Origin of the sequence: Streptomyces sp. NRRL S-31, assembly GCF_000718775.1 — a bacterium.
In the GTDB taxonomy this organism is placed as follows: Bacteria; Actinomycetota; Actinomycetes; order Streptomycetales; family Streptomycetaceae; genus Streptomyces.
Map to the genome: position 1 here is coordinate 27,133 of NZ_JOCB01000075.1, position 16,691 is coordinate 43,823.

At 71.5% G+C, this 16,691-nt stretch carries 13 protein-coding genes and 2 tRNA genes; 6 read left to right on the forward strand and 9 right to left on the reverse strand.

The annotated features are described in order from the left end of the window. Positions 1 to 67 precede the first annotated feature (67 nt). Positions 68 to 1,462: a trigger factor gene (tig, locus tag IF37_RS0126540; protein WP_030747577.1), complete on the reverse strand. Its 1,395-nt coding sequence runs from the start codon at positions 1,460 to 1,462 to the stop codon at positions 68 to 70. Positions 1,463 to 1,641: 179 nt separating this feature from the next. Beyond that, a tRNA-Pro gene (locus tag IF37_RS0126545) sits at positions 1,642 to 1,718 on the reverse strand. A 182-nt stretch (positions 1,719 to 1,900) separates the two neighbouring features. Between IF37_RS0126545 and IF37_RS0126550 the strand changes: the two genes are divergently transcribed. Then, positions 1,901 to 1,971, forward strand: a tRNA-Gly gene (locus IF37_RS0126550). A gap of 427 nt (positions 1,972 to 2,398) precedes the next feature. On the opposite strand, the gene IF37_RS0126555 is transcribed toward IF37_RS0126550, so the two are convergent. After that, complete coding sequence (locus IF37_RS0126555; protein ID WP_030747579.1) at positions 2,399 to 2,593, reverse strand: hypothetical protein; 195 nt, start codon at positions 2,591 to 2,593, stop codon at positions 2,399 to 2,401. Positions 2,594 to 3,029: 436 nt separating this feature from the next. Between IF37_RS0126555 and IF37_RS0126560 the strand changes: the two genes are divergently transcribed. Further along, a complete protein-coding gene (locus IF37_RS0126560) occupies positions 3,030 to 4,229 on the forward strand; it encodes an acyltransferase family protein (RefSeq protein WP_037857096.1) in 1,200 nt (399 codons plus the stop codon). 24 nt (positions 4,230 to 4,253) lie between these two features. On the opposite strand, the gene IF37_RS0126565 is transcribed toward IF37_RS0126560, so the two are convergent. Further along, a complete protein-coding gene (locus IF37_RS0126565) occupies positions 4,254 to 4,724 on the reverse strand; it encodes an HD domain-containing protein (protein ID WP_030747581.1) in 471 nt (156 codons plus the stop codon). 95 nt (positions 4,725 to 4,819) lie between these two features. Beyond that, positions 4,820 to 5,989: a PP2C family protein-serine/threonine phosphatase gene (locus tag IF37_RS0126570; protein WP_030747582.1), complete on the reverse strand. Its 1,170-nt coding sequence runs from the start codon at positions 5,987 to 5,989 to the stop codon at positions 4,820 to 4,822. Positions 5,990 to 6,161: 172 nt separating this feature from the next. Here IF37_RS0126570 and IF37_RS0126575 point away from each other — a divergent pair, with 172 nt between their 5' ends. Then, the gene (locus IF37_RS0126575) at positions 6,162 to 7,403 is read left to right on the forward strand and encodes a GNAT family N-acetyltransferase (protein WP_030747583.1); all 1,242 of its coding nucleotides are present in this window, start codon (positions 6,162 to 6,164) and stop codon (positions 7,401 to 7,403) included. Positions 7,404 to 7,470: 67 nt separating this feature from the next. Here the strand turns inward: IF37_RS0126575 and IF37_RS0126580 are convergent, their stop codons facing one another. Continuing rightward, positions 7,471 to 8,280, reverse strand: a complete 810-nt coding sequence (locus tag IF37_RS0126580; protein WP_030747590.1) for an Fpg/Nei family DNA glycosylase — start codon at positions 8,278 to 8,280, stop codon at positions 7,471 to 7,473. Positions 8,281 to 8,381: 101 nt separating this feature from the next. Continuing rightward, positions 8,382 to 8,867: a ribose-5-phosphate isomerase gene (locus tag IF37_RS0126585; protein WP_030747591.1), complete on the reverse strand. Its 486-nt coding sequence runs from the start codon at positions 8,865 to 8,867 to the stop codon at positions 8,382 to 8,384. 215 nt (positions 8,868 to 9,082) lie between these two features. Between IF37_RS0126585 and IF37_RS0126590 the strand changes: the two genes are divergently transcribed. Beyond that, positions 9,083 to 10,501, forward strand: a complete 1,419-nt coding sequence (locus tag IF37_RS0126590) for an amino acid permease (RefSeq protein WP_030747592.1) — start codon at positions 9,083 to 9,085, stop codon at positions 10,499 to 10,501. Positions 10,502 to 10,608: 107 nt separating this feature from the next. Here IF37_RS0126590 and IF37_RS0126595 read toward each other — a convergent pair whose 3' ends face one another. Further along, positions 10,609 to 11,190, reverse strand: coding sequence for a biotin transporter BioY (locus tag IF37_RS0126595; protein ID WP_030747593.1), 582 nt, complete (start codon positions 11,188 to 11,190; stop codon positions 10,609 to 10,611). A 366-nt stretch (positions 11,191 to 11,556) separates the two neighbouring features. Between IF37_RS0126595 and IF37_RS0126600 the strand changes: the two genes are divergently transcribed. Further along, positions 11,557 to 12,942: an amino acid permease gene (locus tag IF37_RS0126600; protein ID WP_030747594.1), complete on the forward strand. Its 1,386-nt coding sequence runs from the start codon at positions 11,557 to 11,559 to the stop codon at positions 12,940 to 12,942. Between the two features lie 108 nt (positions 12,943 to 13,050). On the opposite strand, the gene IF37_RS0126605 is transcribed toward IF37_RS0126600, so the two are convergent. Beyond that, the gene (locus IF37_RS0126605; protein WP_030747601.1) at positions 13,051 to 13,713 is read right to left on the reverse strand and encodes a DsbA family protein; all 663 of its coding nucleotides are present in this window, start codon (positions 13,711 to 13,713) and stop codon (positions 13,051 to 13,053) included. Between the two features lie 141 nt (positions 13,714 to 13,854). Here IF37_RS0126605 and pepN point away from each other — a divergent pair, with 141 nt between their 5' ends. Next, a complete protein-coding gene (gene pepN / locus IF37_RS0126610; RefSeq protein ID WP_030747604.1) occupies positions 13,855 to 16,437 on the forward strand; it encodes an aminopeptidase N in 2,583 nt (860 codons plus the stop codon). The last annotated feature ends 254 nt before the right edge of the window (positions 16,438 to 16,691 follow it).

Below are 16,691 nucleotides of genomic sequence, written 5' to 3' on the forward strand. Positions count from 1 at the left end.
ACGGCGCGGGCCCCCGGGAGACACTCCCAGGGGCCCGTCGACGTCGTCAGAGGCGACGCGGGGCGGTTCAGCCCTCGGTCTTCTCCTCGGCGGCCTCGGCGGCCTCAGTGGACTCGGTGGCCTCGGCCTGGGCGGCCTCGGTCTCCTCCTCTTCGTCGTCCAGGTCGACGATCTCGCCGTTGGTGTCCTTCACCGTGGCGGCCTCGACCACGACGGCCAGCGCCTTGCCCCGGGCGACCTCGCCGACCAGGAGCGGCACCTGGCCACCCTCGACGACGGCCTGGGCGAACTGGTCGGGGGACATGCCGGAGGAGGCGGCGCGCCGCATGAGGTGCTCGGTGAGCTCCTCCTGGTTGACGTTGAGCTGCTCCTTCTTGACCAGCTCGTCCAGGACGAACTGGGTCTTGATGCCCTTGACCGCGGCCTCGCGGGTCTCGGCCTCGAACTCCTCGGCGGTCTTGCCCTGGATCTCCAGGTACTTGTCGAGGGTGAGACCCATCTGGCCGAGCTGGTGGTGCTCCAGGTTGTGCTTGCGGGTGTTGATCTCGTCCTCGAGGAGCTTCTCGGGGACGGGGACCTCCACCAGCTCCAGCAGCTTCTCCAGGACGCGCTCCTGGGCCTGCGTGGCCTGGTCGAACTGCTTCATGTTGGCGAGGCGCTTGCGGCTGTCGGCCTTCAGCTCCTCCAGGGTGTCGAACTCGGAGGCGAGCTGCGCGAACTCGTCGTCCAGCTCGGGGAGTTCCCGGGCGGCGACCTGGGTGACCTTGACGGTGACCTCGGCCTCGCGGCCCGCGGCGGAGCCGCCCTTCAGCTCGGAGGAGAAGGTGGCCTCCTCGCCGGCCGACTTGCCCTTGACGGCGTCGTCGATGCCGTCCAGCAGCTCACCGGAGCCGATGGTGTAGGAGACGCCGTTGGCGATGCCGTCCTCCAGCACCTCGCCGTCGACCTTGGCCTCCAGGTCGATGGTGACGACGTCGCCGTCCTCGGCGGCACGCTCCACCGGGGTGGTGGAGGCGAAGCGCTCGCGGAGCTGCTCCACCGACTTCTCGAGGTCCTCGTCGGTGACCTCGACGGCGTCGACCTCGACCTCGATACCGGAGTAGTCCGGGATCTCCAGGGCCGGGCGGACGTCGACCTCGGCGGTGAAGTTCAGCGTCTCGCCGTCCTTCAGCTCCGTGATGTCGACCTCGGGCTGGCCCAGCGGGCTCAGCTCGGCCTCGTTGACGGCGTCGGTGTAGAACTTGGGCAGCGCGTCGTTGACGGCCTCCTCCAGCACCGCACCCCGGCCGAACCGCTGGTCGATCACGCGGGCGGGGATCTTGCCCTTGCGGAAGCCCTTCACCGTGACCTGCTGGTTGATCTTCTTGTACGCCGCGTCGAGGCTGTCCTTGAGCTCCTCGAAGGGCACCTCGACAGTGAGCCGAACCCGGGTCGGGTTCAGGGTCTCCACGGCGCTCTTCACGGTTCGGTCTCCTTGTGGCTGACTTCTGGGGTTCCGCCGGGGCCAGACCGGCCCGGCGGATTTCGCTGCCCGGAGGAGTACGTAGGCCGAGTGGGCCGGGACACACGGGCGCGCAGTCTGCATAGTAACCGCAGGCGGTCAGCGCCCCAAAAGGCGATCATCGGGACGTCGTGTGCCGGTGGTCGGGGTGGCGGGATTTGAACCCACGGCCTTCCGCTCCCAAAGCGGACGCGCTACCAAGCTGCGCCACACCCCGTCTGGTGCGACACGTAGGGTACATGCCCCGGCCGACCGCGCCGGCCGTATTCTCCGGCGCGACACGCAGGACCGCCCGCGCCGCGCGCCCCGGCGCCGTCCTCGGCGACTCGTTGGCCTCGACGGCGGGCGACCCGCTACGATGCCTCCAGTGCCGCGGTCACCGACCTGCGGCGCGCCGTTGCGGGCGTAGCTCAATGGTAGAGCCCTAGTCTTCCAAACTAGCTACGCGGGTTCGATTCCCGTCGCCCGCTCTGTCCGGTCCAGGGGCCCGGTTCCGCTTCGGCGGGGCCGGGCCCCTGGCACGTTCCCGGGGGCCCGCGCCGACGCCATCCGCCGCCCGCCGTCCGCCGCGGACCGGACGTGTCCACGCGTTGGGCCGAACGGGTGCCCACCGGGATGCGCGGGGGCATCGCACACTGGAGTCGTCCCGGCACGGCGCGCGACGGCCGCCTCGCGGCGGGAGCGGGTGCGGGACCCGTCGCCGGGGGCGTACGGGCCGTGAGCGGCCTCGGCGGTCGGTGACGGCGCGTGGACGGCCGGTGACGGGACCGACAGCCGGGGACGGGCCGGCGACCGGCGGCGGGGGCCGCGGCGGCTTCACCGCACCTTCCCGCCGGCTCGGCCTTCCCGTCGACGCGGCCGTCCGGCTCGCCGGAGTCCGCCGGCTCCGCCGCCGGGTCAGAACTTGATCGAGCTGATGGAGTCCGCTATCGAGTTCAGGAAGCGGGTGATCGACGGCGCCATGCCGCTGGAGGCCAGGAAGAAGCCGAAGAGGATCGCCACGATGGCGGGGCCGGCCTTGATGTTCCCCCCTCGGATCAACACCACCAGGATGACCGCCAACAGCACCACCACGGACAGTGAAATGGCCACACTGATCACACCTTAGGTCGGTCCGCTTCCCCGGCCCGGGAGCACGCCGCGCACCCCCGCCAGAACCATCGTGCCACCAACGCGGCCGACATATGCGGCCCGTGACGGATCGTCGGGAGCCGGTGCCGGCCGGGGCGGTCCTCCGCACAGCAATTCGACCGGTACGCACGCCCGACTCGCCACGGAATTACGCGACTTCGTTTCCGTGTCCACACATCCTGTGCGCAGGTAATTCGAATTGATGACACAGAGGCGATGCATGCCCCAATTAGTCAGGATGAATCGGGACATCAAGGATGAACTGATGACCCGGTGTGCGCACCATCACGTGAACAGGGGCGGCAAGTCAGGTAAATGAGCGGGTACCCGGACGGGATAACCAGGAATGACTCCGGGAGTTTTACGAAATCCCGCAGACGACGCTAGGGTGCCTGAGATGTTTGACGCCGCCTCGTCCCACGGCCAGACCCGCAGGCCACTCCCCCCGGCACAGCCGCCGGCGGACGGAGTGCCCACCCCGCGCACCCCGGTGAGCGCGCGGGGAGACCGGAAGGGGCGGACGGCACCGGACAGACCCGGCCGGCAGCGCGACGCGTTCTTCGACAACGCCAAGTACCTGGCCATCGTCCTCGTCGCGATGGGTCACTCGTGGGAGCCGCTGAAGGGTGACAGCCGCATCCTGGAGGCCGCGTACACCGTCGTGTACTCCTTCCACATGCCGGCGTTCATCCTCATCTCCGGCTTCTTCTCGCGCAATTTCGACATGCGGCCGGACCGGCTGAAGCGGCTGATCACCGGCGTCGTCGTGCCGTACGTGCTGTTCGAGACGGCGTACCCGCTCTTCAAGAACCTCGTCACCGGCTCGCACGAGGAGATCAGCCTCCTCGATCCCTGGTACCTGACCTGGTTCCTGGTCGCGCTGTTCGTCTGGCGGCTGACCACGCCGATCTGGCGGCTGGTGCGCTGGCCGCTGCCGCTGGCCCTCGGCATCGCCATGCTGGCCACCGTCAGCCCGAACATCGGCGACGACCTCGACCTCCAGCGGGTCCTCCAGTTCCTGCCCTACTTCGTGCTCGGCCTGTGCATGAAGCCCGAGCACTTCCAGCTGGTGCGCCGGCGCTGGGTGCGCGTCGCCGCGGTGCCGGTGTTCGCGGTGGCGCTGGCGGTCGGCTGGTGGGCGGTGCCGCGGATGAACACCGCGTGGTTCTACCACCGCGACTCGGCGCAGGAGCTGGGCGCACCGTGGTGGTGCGGTCCGGTGATGACGCTGGCGATGATGGGCTGCTCGCTGCTGCTGACGGCCTGTTTCTTCGCGTGGGTGCCGCGTCGGCACATGTGGTTCACGACGCTCGGCGCGGGCACGCTCTACGGCTATCTGCTGCACGGGTTCCTGGTGAAGTTCGGCGACTACCGCGGCTGGTTCGAGCACCCCTGGCTGCACCGCCCGCTCGGCGAGATCCTGGTGACCGTGCTCGCCGCGGGCGCCGTCACGGTGCTGTGCACCGGTCCGGTGCGGCGCGTCTTCCGCTTCGCCATGGAGCCGCGGATGGAGTGGGCGTTCCGGCGGGACGCGGCCCAGTCGGCCCGCGAACGCCAGCAGCCCCGGCAGGAGCGGCGGGAGAAGGTCGGCGTCTGACCGGTTGGCCGTGCCGGCCGCGTCTCACGGGCCCGGTTCCGGCTCCGTGTCCCCCTGAAGACCGAGAAGTGCGCGCATGCGGGCGTACTTCTCGGTCAGTCGTTTCCGGGTCTCCTCGTCGAGGGCCGCGAGGCGCCGCGGATCGGCGTTGTGCCCGAGGTCGGCCCGCTTCACCAGCAGCGCGCCCGGCGTGGCGAGGACACGGCCGGCGTAGACCTCCGGCGGTTCCCCCGGCCGCTTGGTGAGGGCGCGCACGATCGCCTTGGTCCGCGCGGTGAGCGCGGCGGCGTCCAGCCACTCCTCGCTGAGGGCCGCGTCCTCCACGGAGTCGTGCAGCCAGGCCGCCGCGATCTGCTCCGGGTCGCCGCCGCGGGCGCGCACGCCGTCGGCGACGGCCGCGAGGTGCTCCGCGTACGGGCGTCCCGCCTTGTCGGTCTGACCGGCGTGGGCGGCGCGCGCGAGGGCCTCGACCTCGGCGAGGGTGAGCTGGTTCATGGTCCCAGTCTCCCCGGTCCCGGCCGGCCGGTGACGTCGCCCGGGAAGCCCTCGCGCCCTCCGGCGGCCGGACGGGGCTCCGGAACGGGGCGCGTTCAGTGGAGGGTCGTCGGTTCGCGGCAGATCAGCAGCAGGGCCCGGTCGTCGTTGACGTCCTTGGCGACCGCCTCGATGAGGTGCCAGGCGGCGCCTAGGAAGCCGCCCGCCACATAGCGGTCGGCCTCGCCGGTGAGGCGGTCGATGCCCTCCACGATGTCCCGGTCGGAGGTCTCCACCAGCCCGTCCGTGAACAGCATCAGCACGTCCCCGGGGCGCAGGGAGCCCTTCACGGAGTCGAACTGCGCGCCGTCGTACACGCCCAGCAGCGGTCCCTCTGCGGCCTTCTCCTCCCAGCGTCCGCTGCCGGCGCTCAGCTGGAGCCCCAGCGGATGGCCCGCGGAGTACAGCTCGTAGTCCCCGGAGTCCAGGTCCAGGACGAGGTGGATGGAGGTGGCGAAGCCCTCGTCCCAGTCCTGGCGGAGCAGGTAGCCGTTGGCTGCCGGGAGGAAGGCGTGCGGGGGCAGGGAGCCGAGCAGGCCGCCGAACGCGCCGGACAGCAGCAGGGCGCGCGAACCGGCGTCCATGCCCTTGCCGGAGACGTCGGTGAGCACGACCTCCAGGGTCCGGCCGCCGTTGGTGCGGGACGCGACGACGAAGTCACCGGAGAAGGACTGGCCGCCCGCCGGCCGCAGCGCCATCTCGTGGTGCCAGCCCTTCGGCAGCTTCGGCAGCTTGCTCTGCACCCGGATCCGCTCGCGCAGGTCGAACAGCATCGTGCCGCCGCGCCGCCAGGGCACGCCGACCCGGCTGCGGAACTGCGCGGTCAGCAGTCCGAAGAAGCCGCACGCGGCGACCACCAGGACCACGCCCGGGGTGACCCGGGAGGGGCCCTCGGTGTACGGGCCGAGCCGTACCGACTCCACGATCAGCGCGGTGGCCGCCGTCGCGTACAGGCCCAGCAGGCTCGCCGGGCGCAGCAGCAGGCCGCCCGCGACGATCGGCAGCACCAGGGTGGCCGGTGAGCACCACACCGGGTTGAGCAGGGTCATGGCCGCGAGGACCGGGACGGTCAGCAGCAGCCCGGCGAAGGCGATCCAGTCGGAGCCGTCGCCGCGGAAGTAGTCCACGGCGCTTCTGCGCACGCCGACCCGGGCCCGGTGCCACTGCATTCTGCACCGGGCCGCGAACGTCTCGGCCTTCGCGCGCCGCTGTCGTCCTGCTGCCATCAGTTCGGGACCCTATCCAGCGGACCGGCTCCTTGGCACGGGAGGTCCCACTTGTCCCCCGTGCGGGACGCCACTTCGCCGTCCGCCCGCGCGGTCTCCCGGCGGTCTCGCGGCATGCTCCGGCCGGGAAATCGCCTGGATCGCCCCCCGTGCGCCCTGGTAATCATGGCGCATGGGGACTGATCACGGGACCGAGCTGAAGCTGCTCCGTCCGGAAGAGTTCGACCAGTGGTGGAACCATCTGTACCGTGCCTTCGGAGGCGGTCCGGCCTCCGACGAGGAGCGTGAACTGGACGAGTCTCTCACGGAGTTCGACCGGACGCTCGCCGTGTGGGACGGTGACGCGGTGGTCGGCACGTCCGGGGCGTACAGCCTGCGGATGTCCGTGCCGGGCGGGGCCCTGGTGCCCACCGCCGGGGTGACCATGGTCAGTGTGTCCGCGACGCACCGGCGGCGCGGGGTGCTGACCTCGATGATGCGCCGGCTGCTGGACGACGCGCGCGCCGCGGGCGAGCCGCTGGCGGCGCTGTTCGCGTCCGAGCCCGCCATCTACGGCCGTTTCGGGTTCGGGGCGGCGACCTTCCAGGTGAACGCCGAGATCGACACCAGCCGGGTCGCCCTGGAGCCGCCCGCGGGCGCGGACGGGGTACGGGTGCGTTACGCGGCGCCCGCCGACGTGCTGGCGGAGTGCGAGGCGGTGTACGCGGCCCAGGTGCCCGCCCGCCCCGGCATGCTGGCCCGGCAGCCCGGCTGGGAGCGGAGTGTGCTGCTCGACCCGGAGAGCCGGCGGGGAGGGGCGTCGCCCCTCCAGTGCGTGACCGCCGAACGGGACGGCCGGGTCACCGGGTACGCCCGCTTCCGCACCAAGTCCGGCTGGGGGCCGGGCGGGCCCGAGGGCACGGTGAGCCTGGCGGACCTGGCCGCGCTCGATCCGGTCACCGCGGGGGCGCTGTGGCGGTTCCTGTTCGGCATGGACCTGATGACGACGCTGAGCCTGCGGGGGCGGCCGGTGGACGAGGCATGGCAGCACCAGGTCTCCGACATCCGCCGCTGTCTGCTCCAGCCGCGGGACGCGGGGCACATCCGGCTCGTGGACGTGGGCGCGGCCCTGTCGGCGCGCACCTATGTGACGCCGGTGGACGTCGTGTTCGAGGTGGAGGACGCCTTCTGCCCCTGGAACGCGGGGCGTTGGCGGCTGACGGGGGACGCGAAGGGGGCGTCCTGCGAGCGGACGGACCACGCGGCGGACCTGGCCCTGTCGGTGCGGGAGCTGGGCGCGGTCTACCTCGGCGGGGTGAGCCTGCTGTCGCTGGCGGCGGCCGGGCGGGGGCGGGAGCTGAGGCCGGGGGTGCTGACGGAGGCGTCGGTGGCGTTCGGCTCACCGGTGGCCCCGTGGGTCTCCCACGGTTTCTAGATCCTGTGGCCGGACTCCGGCCGGCCGGCCGGTCGCCCGTGCGCCGGCCCTGACGACGGGCCCCGGCTCACCGGTTCTGGCAGCCGGGGCACCAGAAGAGGTTGCGGGCGGCGAGGCCGGCCGTGCGGACCCCGTCGCCGCAGATGTGGCAGGGCTGGTTCGCGCGGCGGTAGACGTACACCTCGCCGCCGTGGTCGTCCACGCGGGGCGGGCGGCCCATCGCCTCCGGGGTGTGCTCGGGGCGGACGGTGTCGATCCGGTTGTTCCGCACGCCCTCCCGCATCAGCTCGGCCAGGTCGGTCCAGATGGCGTCCCACTCGGCCGGGGTGATGTCCCGGCCCGGGCGGTAGGGGTCGATGCCGTGCCGGAAGAGGACCTCGGCGCGGTAGACGTTGCCGACGCCGGCCACGACCTTCTGGTCCATGAGGAGCGCGGCGATCGAGGTGCGGCTGCGGGAGATCCTGCCGTACGCGGCGGCCGGGTCGGCGTCCGCGCGGAGCGGGTCGGGGCCGAGCCGGTCGTGGACCGCCCGCTTCTCCTCGTCGGTGATCAGGGCGCAGGTGGTGGGGCCGCGCAGGTCGACGTACGAGGTGTCGTTCGCGAGCCGGAGCCGGACGGTGTCCGTCGGCGGGGGCGCGGGGGTGTCGCCGAAGTCGACCTTGCCGAAGAGGCCGAGGTGGATGTGGACCCAGTCGGCGTCCCGGAAGCCCAGGAAGAGGTGCTTGCCGTGGGCGTCGGTGGCGGTCAGTCCGGTGCGGTCCAGGAGGGCGGCGGCGTCGGAGAACTTGCCCTGGGGACTGGTGACGCGGGGGGCCGTGCCCTGGAAGCGCTCGGCGTAGTCCCGGGCCAGCCGGTGGATGGTGTGCCCTTCCGGCAAGGCGGGGGTGTCCTTTCCTCGTCTCCCGCCCGCCCCGGTCGGCCGCGAGGCGGGCGGGGCGGGCGGGCGGCGGGCGGAACCGGTGGCCGGGACGGCTACGGCTACGGCTGCGGGTGGTGCGCCGGGATCGGCGGGAGCTCGCCCGTGGTCTCGTACTCCGACAGCATGTCGATGCGGCGGATGTGGCGCTCGCCACCGGAGAACGGGGTGTCCAGGAAGACCTCGACGAACTTGGTCGCCTCCTGCGTGCTGTGCATGCGCGCGCCCACGGCCACCACGTTGGCGTTGTTGTGCTGCCGGCCCAGCGACGCCGTCTCCTCGCTCCAGGCGAGCGCCGCGCGCACGCCCTTCACCTTGTTCGCGGCGATCTGCTCGCCGTTGCCGGAGCCGCCGATCACGATGCCGAGGGCGTCCGGGTCCGCGGCGGTCCGCTCCGCGGCCCGCAGGCAGAAGGGCGGGTAGTCGTCCTGGGCGTCGTAGACGTGCGGCCCGCAGTCGACGGGCTCGTGTCCGGCGGCCTTCAGCCACTCGACGAGGTGGTTCTTCAGTTCGTAGCCCGCATGGTCCGAGCCGAGATACACGCGCATGCAACGAGTGTGACACGCCCGTTTCCGGGCAGCAGCCCCAGGGTGTCGGGGTCCGGCAGAGCGCGGCAAACGTGAGACACACCATAGATCCTCAAGGGAACCTCAAGTAACGATCCGGATTCGGAGGTTCCCGAATCTGTTCGCCTCGGATTCACTGGACCGACTCGTACACCGCTCGTACGGGACGCATCACCTGGCGCAAAGGAAATCCGTCCATGACCCCTGGTTCGGGCCTCCAAGCAGGACTCAAGAACCGCCACCTGACGATGATCGCGATCGGTGGCGTCATCGGAGCCGGCCTCTTCGTCGGTTCCAGTTCCGGTATCGCCACCGCGGGACCCGGCATCCTCCTGTCGTACGCACTCGTCGGCACGCTCGTCGTCCTCGTGATGCGGATGCTGGGCGAGATGTCCGCGGCCAACCCGACGTCCGGCTCCTTCTCCGCGCACGCCGACCGTGCGCTCGGCCGCTGGGCCGGTTTCTCCATCGGCTGGCTCTACTGGTTCTTCTGGGTCGTCGTGCTCGCGGTCGAGGCGACCGCCGGCGCGAAGATCCTCGAGGGCTGGGTCCCGGCCGTCCCGCAGTGGGGCTGGGCACTGATCGTGATGACCGTGCTGACCGCGACCAACCTGGTCTCCGTCGGCTCCTACGGCGAGTTCGAGTTCTGGTTCGCCGGGATCAAGGTCGTGGCGATCGGCGCGTTCATCGTCATCGGTCTGCTCGCCGTGTTCGGCGTGCTGCCGGGCGTCGACGCCGAGAAGGCCTCCTTCGGCAACCTCACCTCGCACGGCGGCTTCCTGCCGCACGGTCCGGGCGCGATCCTCACCGGTGTGCTGCTGGTCGTCTTCTCCTTCATGGGCAGCGAGATCGCCACCCTGGCGGCCGGTGAGTCCGAGGACCCGCAGCGGGCCGTCACCAAGTCCACCAACAGCATCATCTGGCGGATCGGCGTCTTCTACCTGGGCTCGATCCTGATCGTGGTCTCGCTGCTGCCGTGGGACGACCCGGCCATCGGGAAGGAAGGCTCCTACGTCGCCGCCCTGGACTCGCTGGGCATCGCGCACGCCGGTCAGATCATGAACGTCATCGTGCTGACCTCGGTGCTGTCCTGTCTGAACTCCGGTCTGTACACGGCCTCCCGGATGGCCTTCTCGCTCGGCGAGCGGGGCGACGCGCCGAAGGCGTTCGCCCGGGTCAACAGCCGGGGCGTGCCGATGGCCGCGATCCTCTCCTCGGTCGTGTTCGGCTTCGTCGCCGTCTTCTTCAACTACCTGTCGCCGGACAAGATCTTCCTCTTCCTGGTGAACTCCTCCGGCGCGGTGGCCCTGTTCGTGTGGCTGGTCATCTGCTTCTCGCAGCTGCGGATGCGGAAGATCATCCAGCGCGAGGCGCCGGAGAAGCTCGTCGTGAAGATGTGGCTGTACCCGTACCTGACCTGGGCGACGGCCCTAATGATCATGGCGGTCCTGGTCTACATGCTGTTCGACACCGAGCACGACGGCCGCACGACCGTGCTGCTGTCGCTGCTGGTCGCCGCCTTCGTGCTGGTGATCGCCGTGGTCCGGGAGCGGCTCCGGGCGAACCGCCCGGCCCCCGCCGCCGAGGCCCCGGCCGACCGGGTGTCCGTCGGCTGATCCCGGGGCCGGGCCGGCCCGGCACCGCATGACACGGAAGAGGTCCGCCGGACCGGGGTTCCCCCCGGTCCGGCGGACCTCTTCCGTGCGGAGTGCGTCGTGGGTTCCTAGCGCTTGCCGGCGAACTTCCACGCGGCGGGCAGCAGGCCCATCGCCAGGGCGGCCTTGAGGGCGTCCCCGATCAGGAACGGGGTGAGGCCGGCGGCGATCGCCTCGGACGCGGACAGATGCGCGGCCAGGGCCAGGTAGGGGACGCCGACGGCGTAGATGACGGCCTCGCCGAGGACCATCGTGCCGGCCGTGCGCAGCGGGGAGCGGTCGGCGCCGCGCCGGGCCAGCGCGCCGACGAGGGCGGAGGCCAGGAGCATGCCGAGGACGTAACCGAAGGAGACCGTGCCTGCGCCGGCCCCGCCGTCCGCGAACCACGGCACGCCCGCCACGCCGGCGACCGCGTACAGGGCGAGGGAGAGGAAGCCGCGGCGGGCGCCGAGGGCGGTGCCGACGAGCAGCGCGGCGAAGGTCTGGCCGGTCACCGGCACCGGGGAGCCGGGCACCGGCACCGCGAGCTGGGCCGCGACGCCGGTGAGCACGGCGCCGCCGACGACGAGGGCGGCGTCGCGGACGCGGGAGGCCGGCAGGAGGTCGGCGAGGACGGCGCCCGGGCGGGCGACGGCGGTGGCGGTGCTCATGGTGACTCCGCGGGTGACGGGGACATGCTGGGACACGGTGACGCTATCCCAGGCCGTTCGGGCCGATCACCGTCCGCGCTCGACAAAGCGCCGAACGGGAGCTTGGTGGGCTCCGGACAAAGAGCGCGGCTTACACCGGCCCGGGCGTGACACTGATCACGGGGCGGAGGACGTTTCGCTCACGCGACGGTTCACGGACGCACTGTTGACTCCCGCCAAACGGACCCCACTAGACTCCGGTCGGGTAACCGGATGTTCACCGTCCGCTCGTCGACCGTCCGGATGGTGGGCCGCCCCTTCGCCCGGGCGGACGGGCCGCCCACACTGGCGGAGTTTTTGCCCGCTCATCAGGGGAGAGCCGCGCCCATGCCCAGTCGCACCACCGAGGAGACGCCGCCGCAGCAGCGGGCGGACGGCTCCCTCTCCCACGGACTCAAACAGCGCCATCTGTCGATGATCGCCCTCGGCGGGGTGATCGGCGCCGGACTGTTCGTCGGCTCCGGCGCGGGCATCGCCGCCGCCGGCCCGTCCATCGTGATCGCCTACACCCTCTCCGGCCTGCTGGTGATGCTGGTGATGCGGATGCTCGGCGAGATGTCGGCGGCCTACCCGTCGTCGGGCTCCTTCTCCGCCCACGCCGAACGGGCGATCGGCCCCTGGGCGGGCTTCGCCGCCGGCTGGTCGTTCTGGGTGCTGCTGTGCACGGCGGTCGGTCTGGAGGGCATCGGCGCCGCGAAGATCGTCCAGGGCTGGCTGCCGGGCACCCCGCAGTGGATGTGGGTGGCCCTGTTCATGCTGGTGTTCTGCGGCGCGAACCTGGCCGCCGTGAAGAACTTCGGCGAGTTCGAGTTCTGGTTCGCCGCGCTGAAGATCGGCGCGATCAGCCTCTTCCTGATCCTGGGCGTGCTGGCCATCGCGGGCGTGCTGCCCGGCACGGACGCCCCCGGCACCTCCCACCTCGGCGACTTCCTGCCCAACGGCAGCGAGGGCCTGCTGGTCGGGCTGCTCGCGTCGGTCTTCGCGTACGGCGGTCTGGAGACGGTCACCATCGCGGCGGCCGAGTCCGAGGACCCGGTGCGCGGGGTCGCCTCCGCCGTCCGGACGGCGATGTGGCGCATCGCGCTGTTCTACATCGGCTCCATGGCGGTCGTCGTCACCCTCGTCCCCTGGGACTCCGCGGAGGTCGTGGAGAAGGGCCCGTACGTCGCCACCCTCGACCACCTCGGCATCCCGGGCGCGGGGAAGCTGATGAACGTGGTCGTGCTGGTCGCCCTGCTGTCCGCGATGAACGCCAACATCTACGGCTCCTCGCGCATCGCCTTCTCGCTGGTCGAGCGCGGCCAGGGCCCGAAGGCGCTGGCGCGGCTGTCCGGCGGGGTGCCCCGGATCGCGGTCCTCACCTCGTGCGTGCTGGGCTTCCTCTGCGTGCTGCTCAGCTACTGGCGGCCGGACGACGTCTTCAAGTGGCTGCTGAACATGATCGGCGCGGTGATCCTGGTCGTCTGGATCTTCATCGCCGTCTCCCAGCTGCTGCTGCGCCGCCGCATCGAGCGCGAGGCCCCCGAGCGGCTCGTCGTGCGCATGTGGGCGTTCCCGTGGCTGACCTGGATCGCGCTGGCCGGGATGGCCGCGATCTTCGTCCTGATGGCCCGTGAGCCGGACACCCGGCTCCAGCTGTACTCGACGGGCGGCATGACCCTGTGCCTGGCCGCGGTCGGCTACGCCCGCCAGCGGGCACGCGCCCGAGGCTGAACCCCCCGGTCACCGTCGAAGGCCCCCACGCACGACGCGTGGGGGCCTTCGTGTCGCCCGCCGCCCGCCCCGGGTGCCCGTGTCCCGGAGGCGGCCGTTCGCGCGGGGTCAGAGGTTGCCGAAGTCCGGGCCCTTGGTGCGGGTCCGCTTGATCTCGTAGAAGCCCGGCACCGAGGCCACGGCGACCGTGCCGTCCCACAGCCGGGCCGCCTCCTCGCCCTTCGGGGCGGGGGTGACGACGGGGCCGAAGAAGGCGATCTGCTCGCCGTCCGGACCGGGCAGGGCGATGATCGGCGTGCCGACGTCCTGGCCGACCTTCTCGATGCCCTCCTTGTGGGAGGCGCGCAGCTGGGCCTCGAACTCGAAGTCCTCCTGGCCGGCGTAGTCGATCAGCTCGGCGGGCAGGCCGACATCGGCGAGCGCGCCGGCGATGGCCTCCCGGGTCGCGCCCTCGCCATTGTTGTGAATGCGGGTGCCGAGGGCGGTGTAGAGCGGGCCGACGACCTCGTCGCCGTGCTTCTGCCAGGCCGCGGTGACCACGCGGACCGACGGCCACGCCTTGGTCGCCAGCAGCTCGCGGTAGTCCTCGGGCAGCTCCTCCAGCCTGTCCTCGTTGAGCACCGCCAGGCTCATCACGTGCCAGCGGACCTCGATGTCGCGGACCTTCTCCACCTCCAGCACCCAGCGGGAGGTCATCCAGGCCCACGGACACAGCGGGTCGAACCAGAAGTCGACGGGGGTCTTGCCGGACGAGCTGGCGGTCTCGGACATGGGGCTCCTCAGCGAGAACGTGCTTTACCGGCGTCAACGAGGCCGCCGCCACGCGCATTCCCCGCTGTCCGCCCTCAGGAGCACATGGCAGGATCGGTCCTGTTCAGCCGCCATTCGCGTGATCACGAAGGAGTTCCGTCCGTGCCCGGTGAGAATCTGTCCCGCGACGAGGCCAGGGAGCGGGCCGCCCTGCTCTCCGTAGACGGGTACGAGGTGTTCCTGGACCTGAGGTCCGCCGTCGGCGACGGGAACGGCGGGGCGCGCACCTTCCGGTCGGTGACCACGGTCCGCTTCCGCTGCAACGAGCCGGGAGCGTCGAGCTTCGCCGACCTGATCGCCCCGCGGGTCACCTCCGTCTCGCTGAACGGCCGGGACCTGGACCCGGGCGAGGTCTTCGACGGCTCCCGGATCGCGCTGGAGGACCTGGCCGCGGAGAACGAGCTGGTGGTGGACGCCGAGTGCGCCTACTCGCGCACCGGCGAGGGCCTGCACCGCTTCGTCGACCCGGAGGACGGCGAGGTCTACCTGTACACCCAGTACGAGCCGGCCGACGCCCGCCGGGTGTTCGCCAACTTCGAGCAGCCCGACCTGAAGGCGCCGTACCGGTTCGAGGTGCGGGCGCCCGAGGGGTGGACGGTGTGGAGCAACAGCGCCGGTGAACTCGCCGACGGCACCTGGCGGTTCGCGGAGACGAAGCCGATCTCGACGTACATCACCTGTGTGGTGGCGGGCCCGTACCACTACGTGACGGACTCCTACCGGCGCGCCTTCGCGGACGGCACGGAGCTGGAGATCCCGCTCGGCGCGATGTGCCGCAAGGCGCTCGCCCCGCACTTCGACGCCGAGGACGTCTTCCTGGTCACCAAGCAGGGCCTGGACTTCTTCCACGACCACTTCGACTTCCCGTACCCGTTCGGGAAGTACGACCAGGCGTTCGTGCCGGAGTACAACCTGGGCGCGATGGAGAACCCGGGGATGGTGACCTTCCGGGAGGAGTACATCTTCCGCGGGAAGGTGACGCAGGCGTCGTACGAGGCGCGGGCCAACGTCATCCTGCACGAGATGGCGCACATGTGGTTCGGCGACCTGGTCACCATGGAGTGGTGGGACGACCTGTGGCTGAAGGAGTCCTTCGCCGACTTCATGGGCACGTTCGCCAACGTCGGCGCGACCCGCTTCAAGGACGCCTGGATCACCTTCGCCAACCGGCGCAAGTCCTGGGCGTACCGGGCGGACCAGCTGCCGTCCACGCATCCGGTCACGGCGGACATCCGCGACCTCCAGGACGCCAAGCTGAACTTCGACGGCATCACCTACGCCAAGGGCGCCTCGGTGCTGAAGCAGCTGGTGGCGTACGTCGGCCAGGACGCGTTCCTGGAGGGCGCCCGGCGTTACTTCAAGCGCCACGCGTACGGCAACACCCGGCTGGGCGACCTGCTGTCGGTGCTGGCCGAGACGAGCGGCCGGGACATGACGGAATGGGCGCGCTCCTGGCTCCAGACGGCCGGGGTGAACTCGCTGACCCCGCAGGTGCTGCTGGACACCACGGGCGGCCGGATCGCCGAGCTGGCGGTGGTCCAGGAGGCCCCGGAGTCGCACCCGCGGCTGCGCCCGCACCGGGTCGCGGTGGGCCTGTACCGGCGGACGCCCGAGGGCGCGCTGGAGCGGTACGCCCGCGTGGAGACGGACCTGCACGAGCCGCGCACGGTGGTGGCGGAGCTGGCCGGCGCCGAGGCGCCGGAGCTGGTGCTGGTCAACGACGACGACCTCACCTACTGCAAGATCCGGTTCGACGAGAACTCGCTGGAGACGCTGCGCACGGACCTGGGCGCGCTGACCGATCCGCTGGCGCGTGCCCTGTGCTGGTCGGCGCTGTGGAACATGACCCGGGACGGGCTGCTGCCGGCGCGGGACTTCATCGGCCTGGTGCTGCGGTTCGCGGGCCGGGAGTCGGACATCGGCGTGCTCCAGATGCTGCACGCCTGGGCGAACACGGCGCTGGTGCACTACGCGGCGCCCGCCTGGCGGGAGCGGGGCGGGGAGCTGCTGGCCGAGGGGGCGCTCGGGGAGCTGCGGTCGGCCGAGCCGGGCAGTGAGCACCAGCTGGCCTGGGCACGGTTCTTCGCCGCCGTGGCCGCCGCCGAGCCGGACCTGAAGCTGCTGCGGGAGCTGCTGGACGGCACGACCGAGGTCGAGGGCCTGGTGGTGGACCAGGAGCTGCGCTGGGCGTTCCTGGGGCCGCTGGCGGCGCACGGCGCGGCCGACGAGTCGGTGCTGGCGGCGGAACTGGCCCGGGACGACACGGCGTCCGGCAAGCGGCACCAGGTGCGCTGCCTGGCCGCGCGGCCGTCGGCGGCGGTGAAGGCGCAGGCGTGGGCGCAGGTCGTGGAGTCCGACGCGCTGTCGAACGCGCTGGTGGAGGCGACGATCGCGGGCTTCCAGCAGCCGTCGCAGCGGGAGCTGACCGCGCCGTACGCGCAGCTGTACTTCGCCGCGATCGAGCGGGTGTGGCGGGAGCGGTCGATCCAGATCGGCATGGACGTGGTGCGGGGCCTGTTCCCGGCGTTCCAGGACCGGCAGGGGACGCTGGACGCGACGGACGCGTGGCTCTCGGCCCACGCGGACGCGGCTCCGGCGCTGCGCCGGCTGGTGCTGGAGGCGCGGGACGACCTGGCGCGGGGCCTGCGCGCACAGGCGTCCGACGCGACGGCCGCCGACCGCTGAGCCTTGGCCTGGGCCTGCCCGGGCGGTGACCGTTACGAGATCCGGGCAGTCCTGGCCGTAACCCCTGGTCCGCACCTGATCGGACCAGGGGTTTTCGCGTCCTCCTCGGCATCCGAACACCTGACCTTTAGTCCCGCCTTGTCCGTATTTCTCGACGGGCGTGTAACAGCGGTTACGGGCGGGACGGAGGGCGGGAATGCCGACGCCATGACCCACAACACCCCGCTCTCCCCCCGCCCGTAACCGCTGTTACA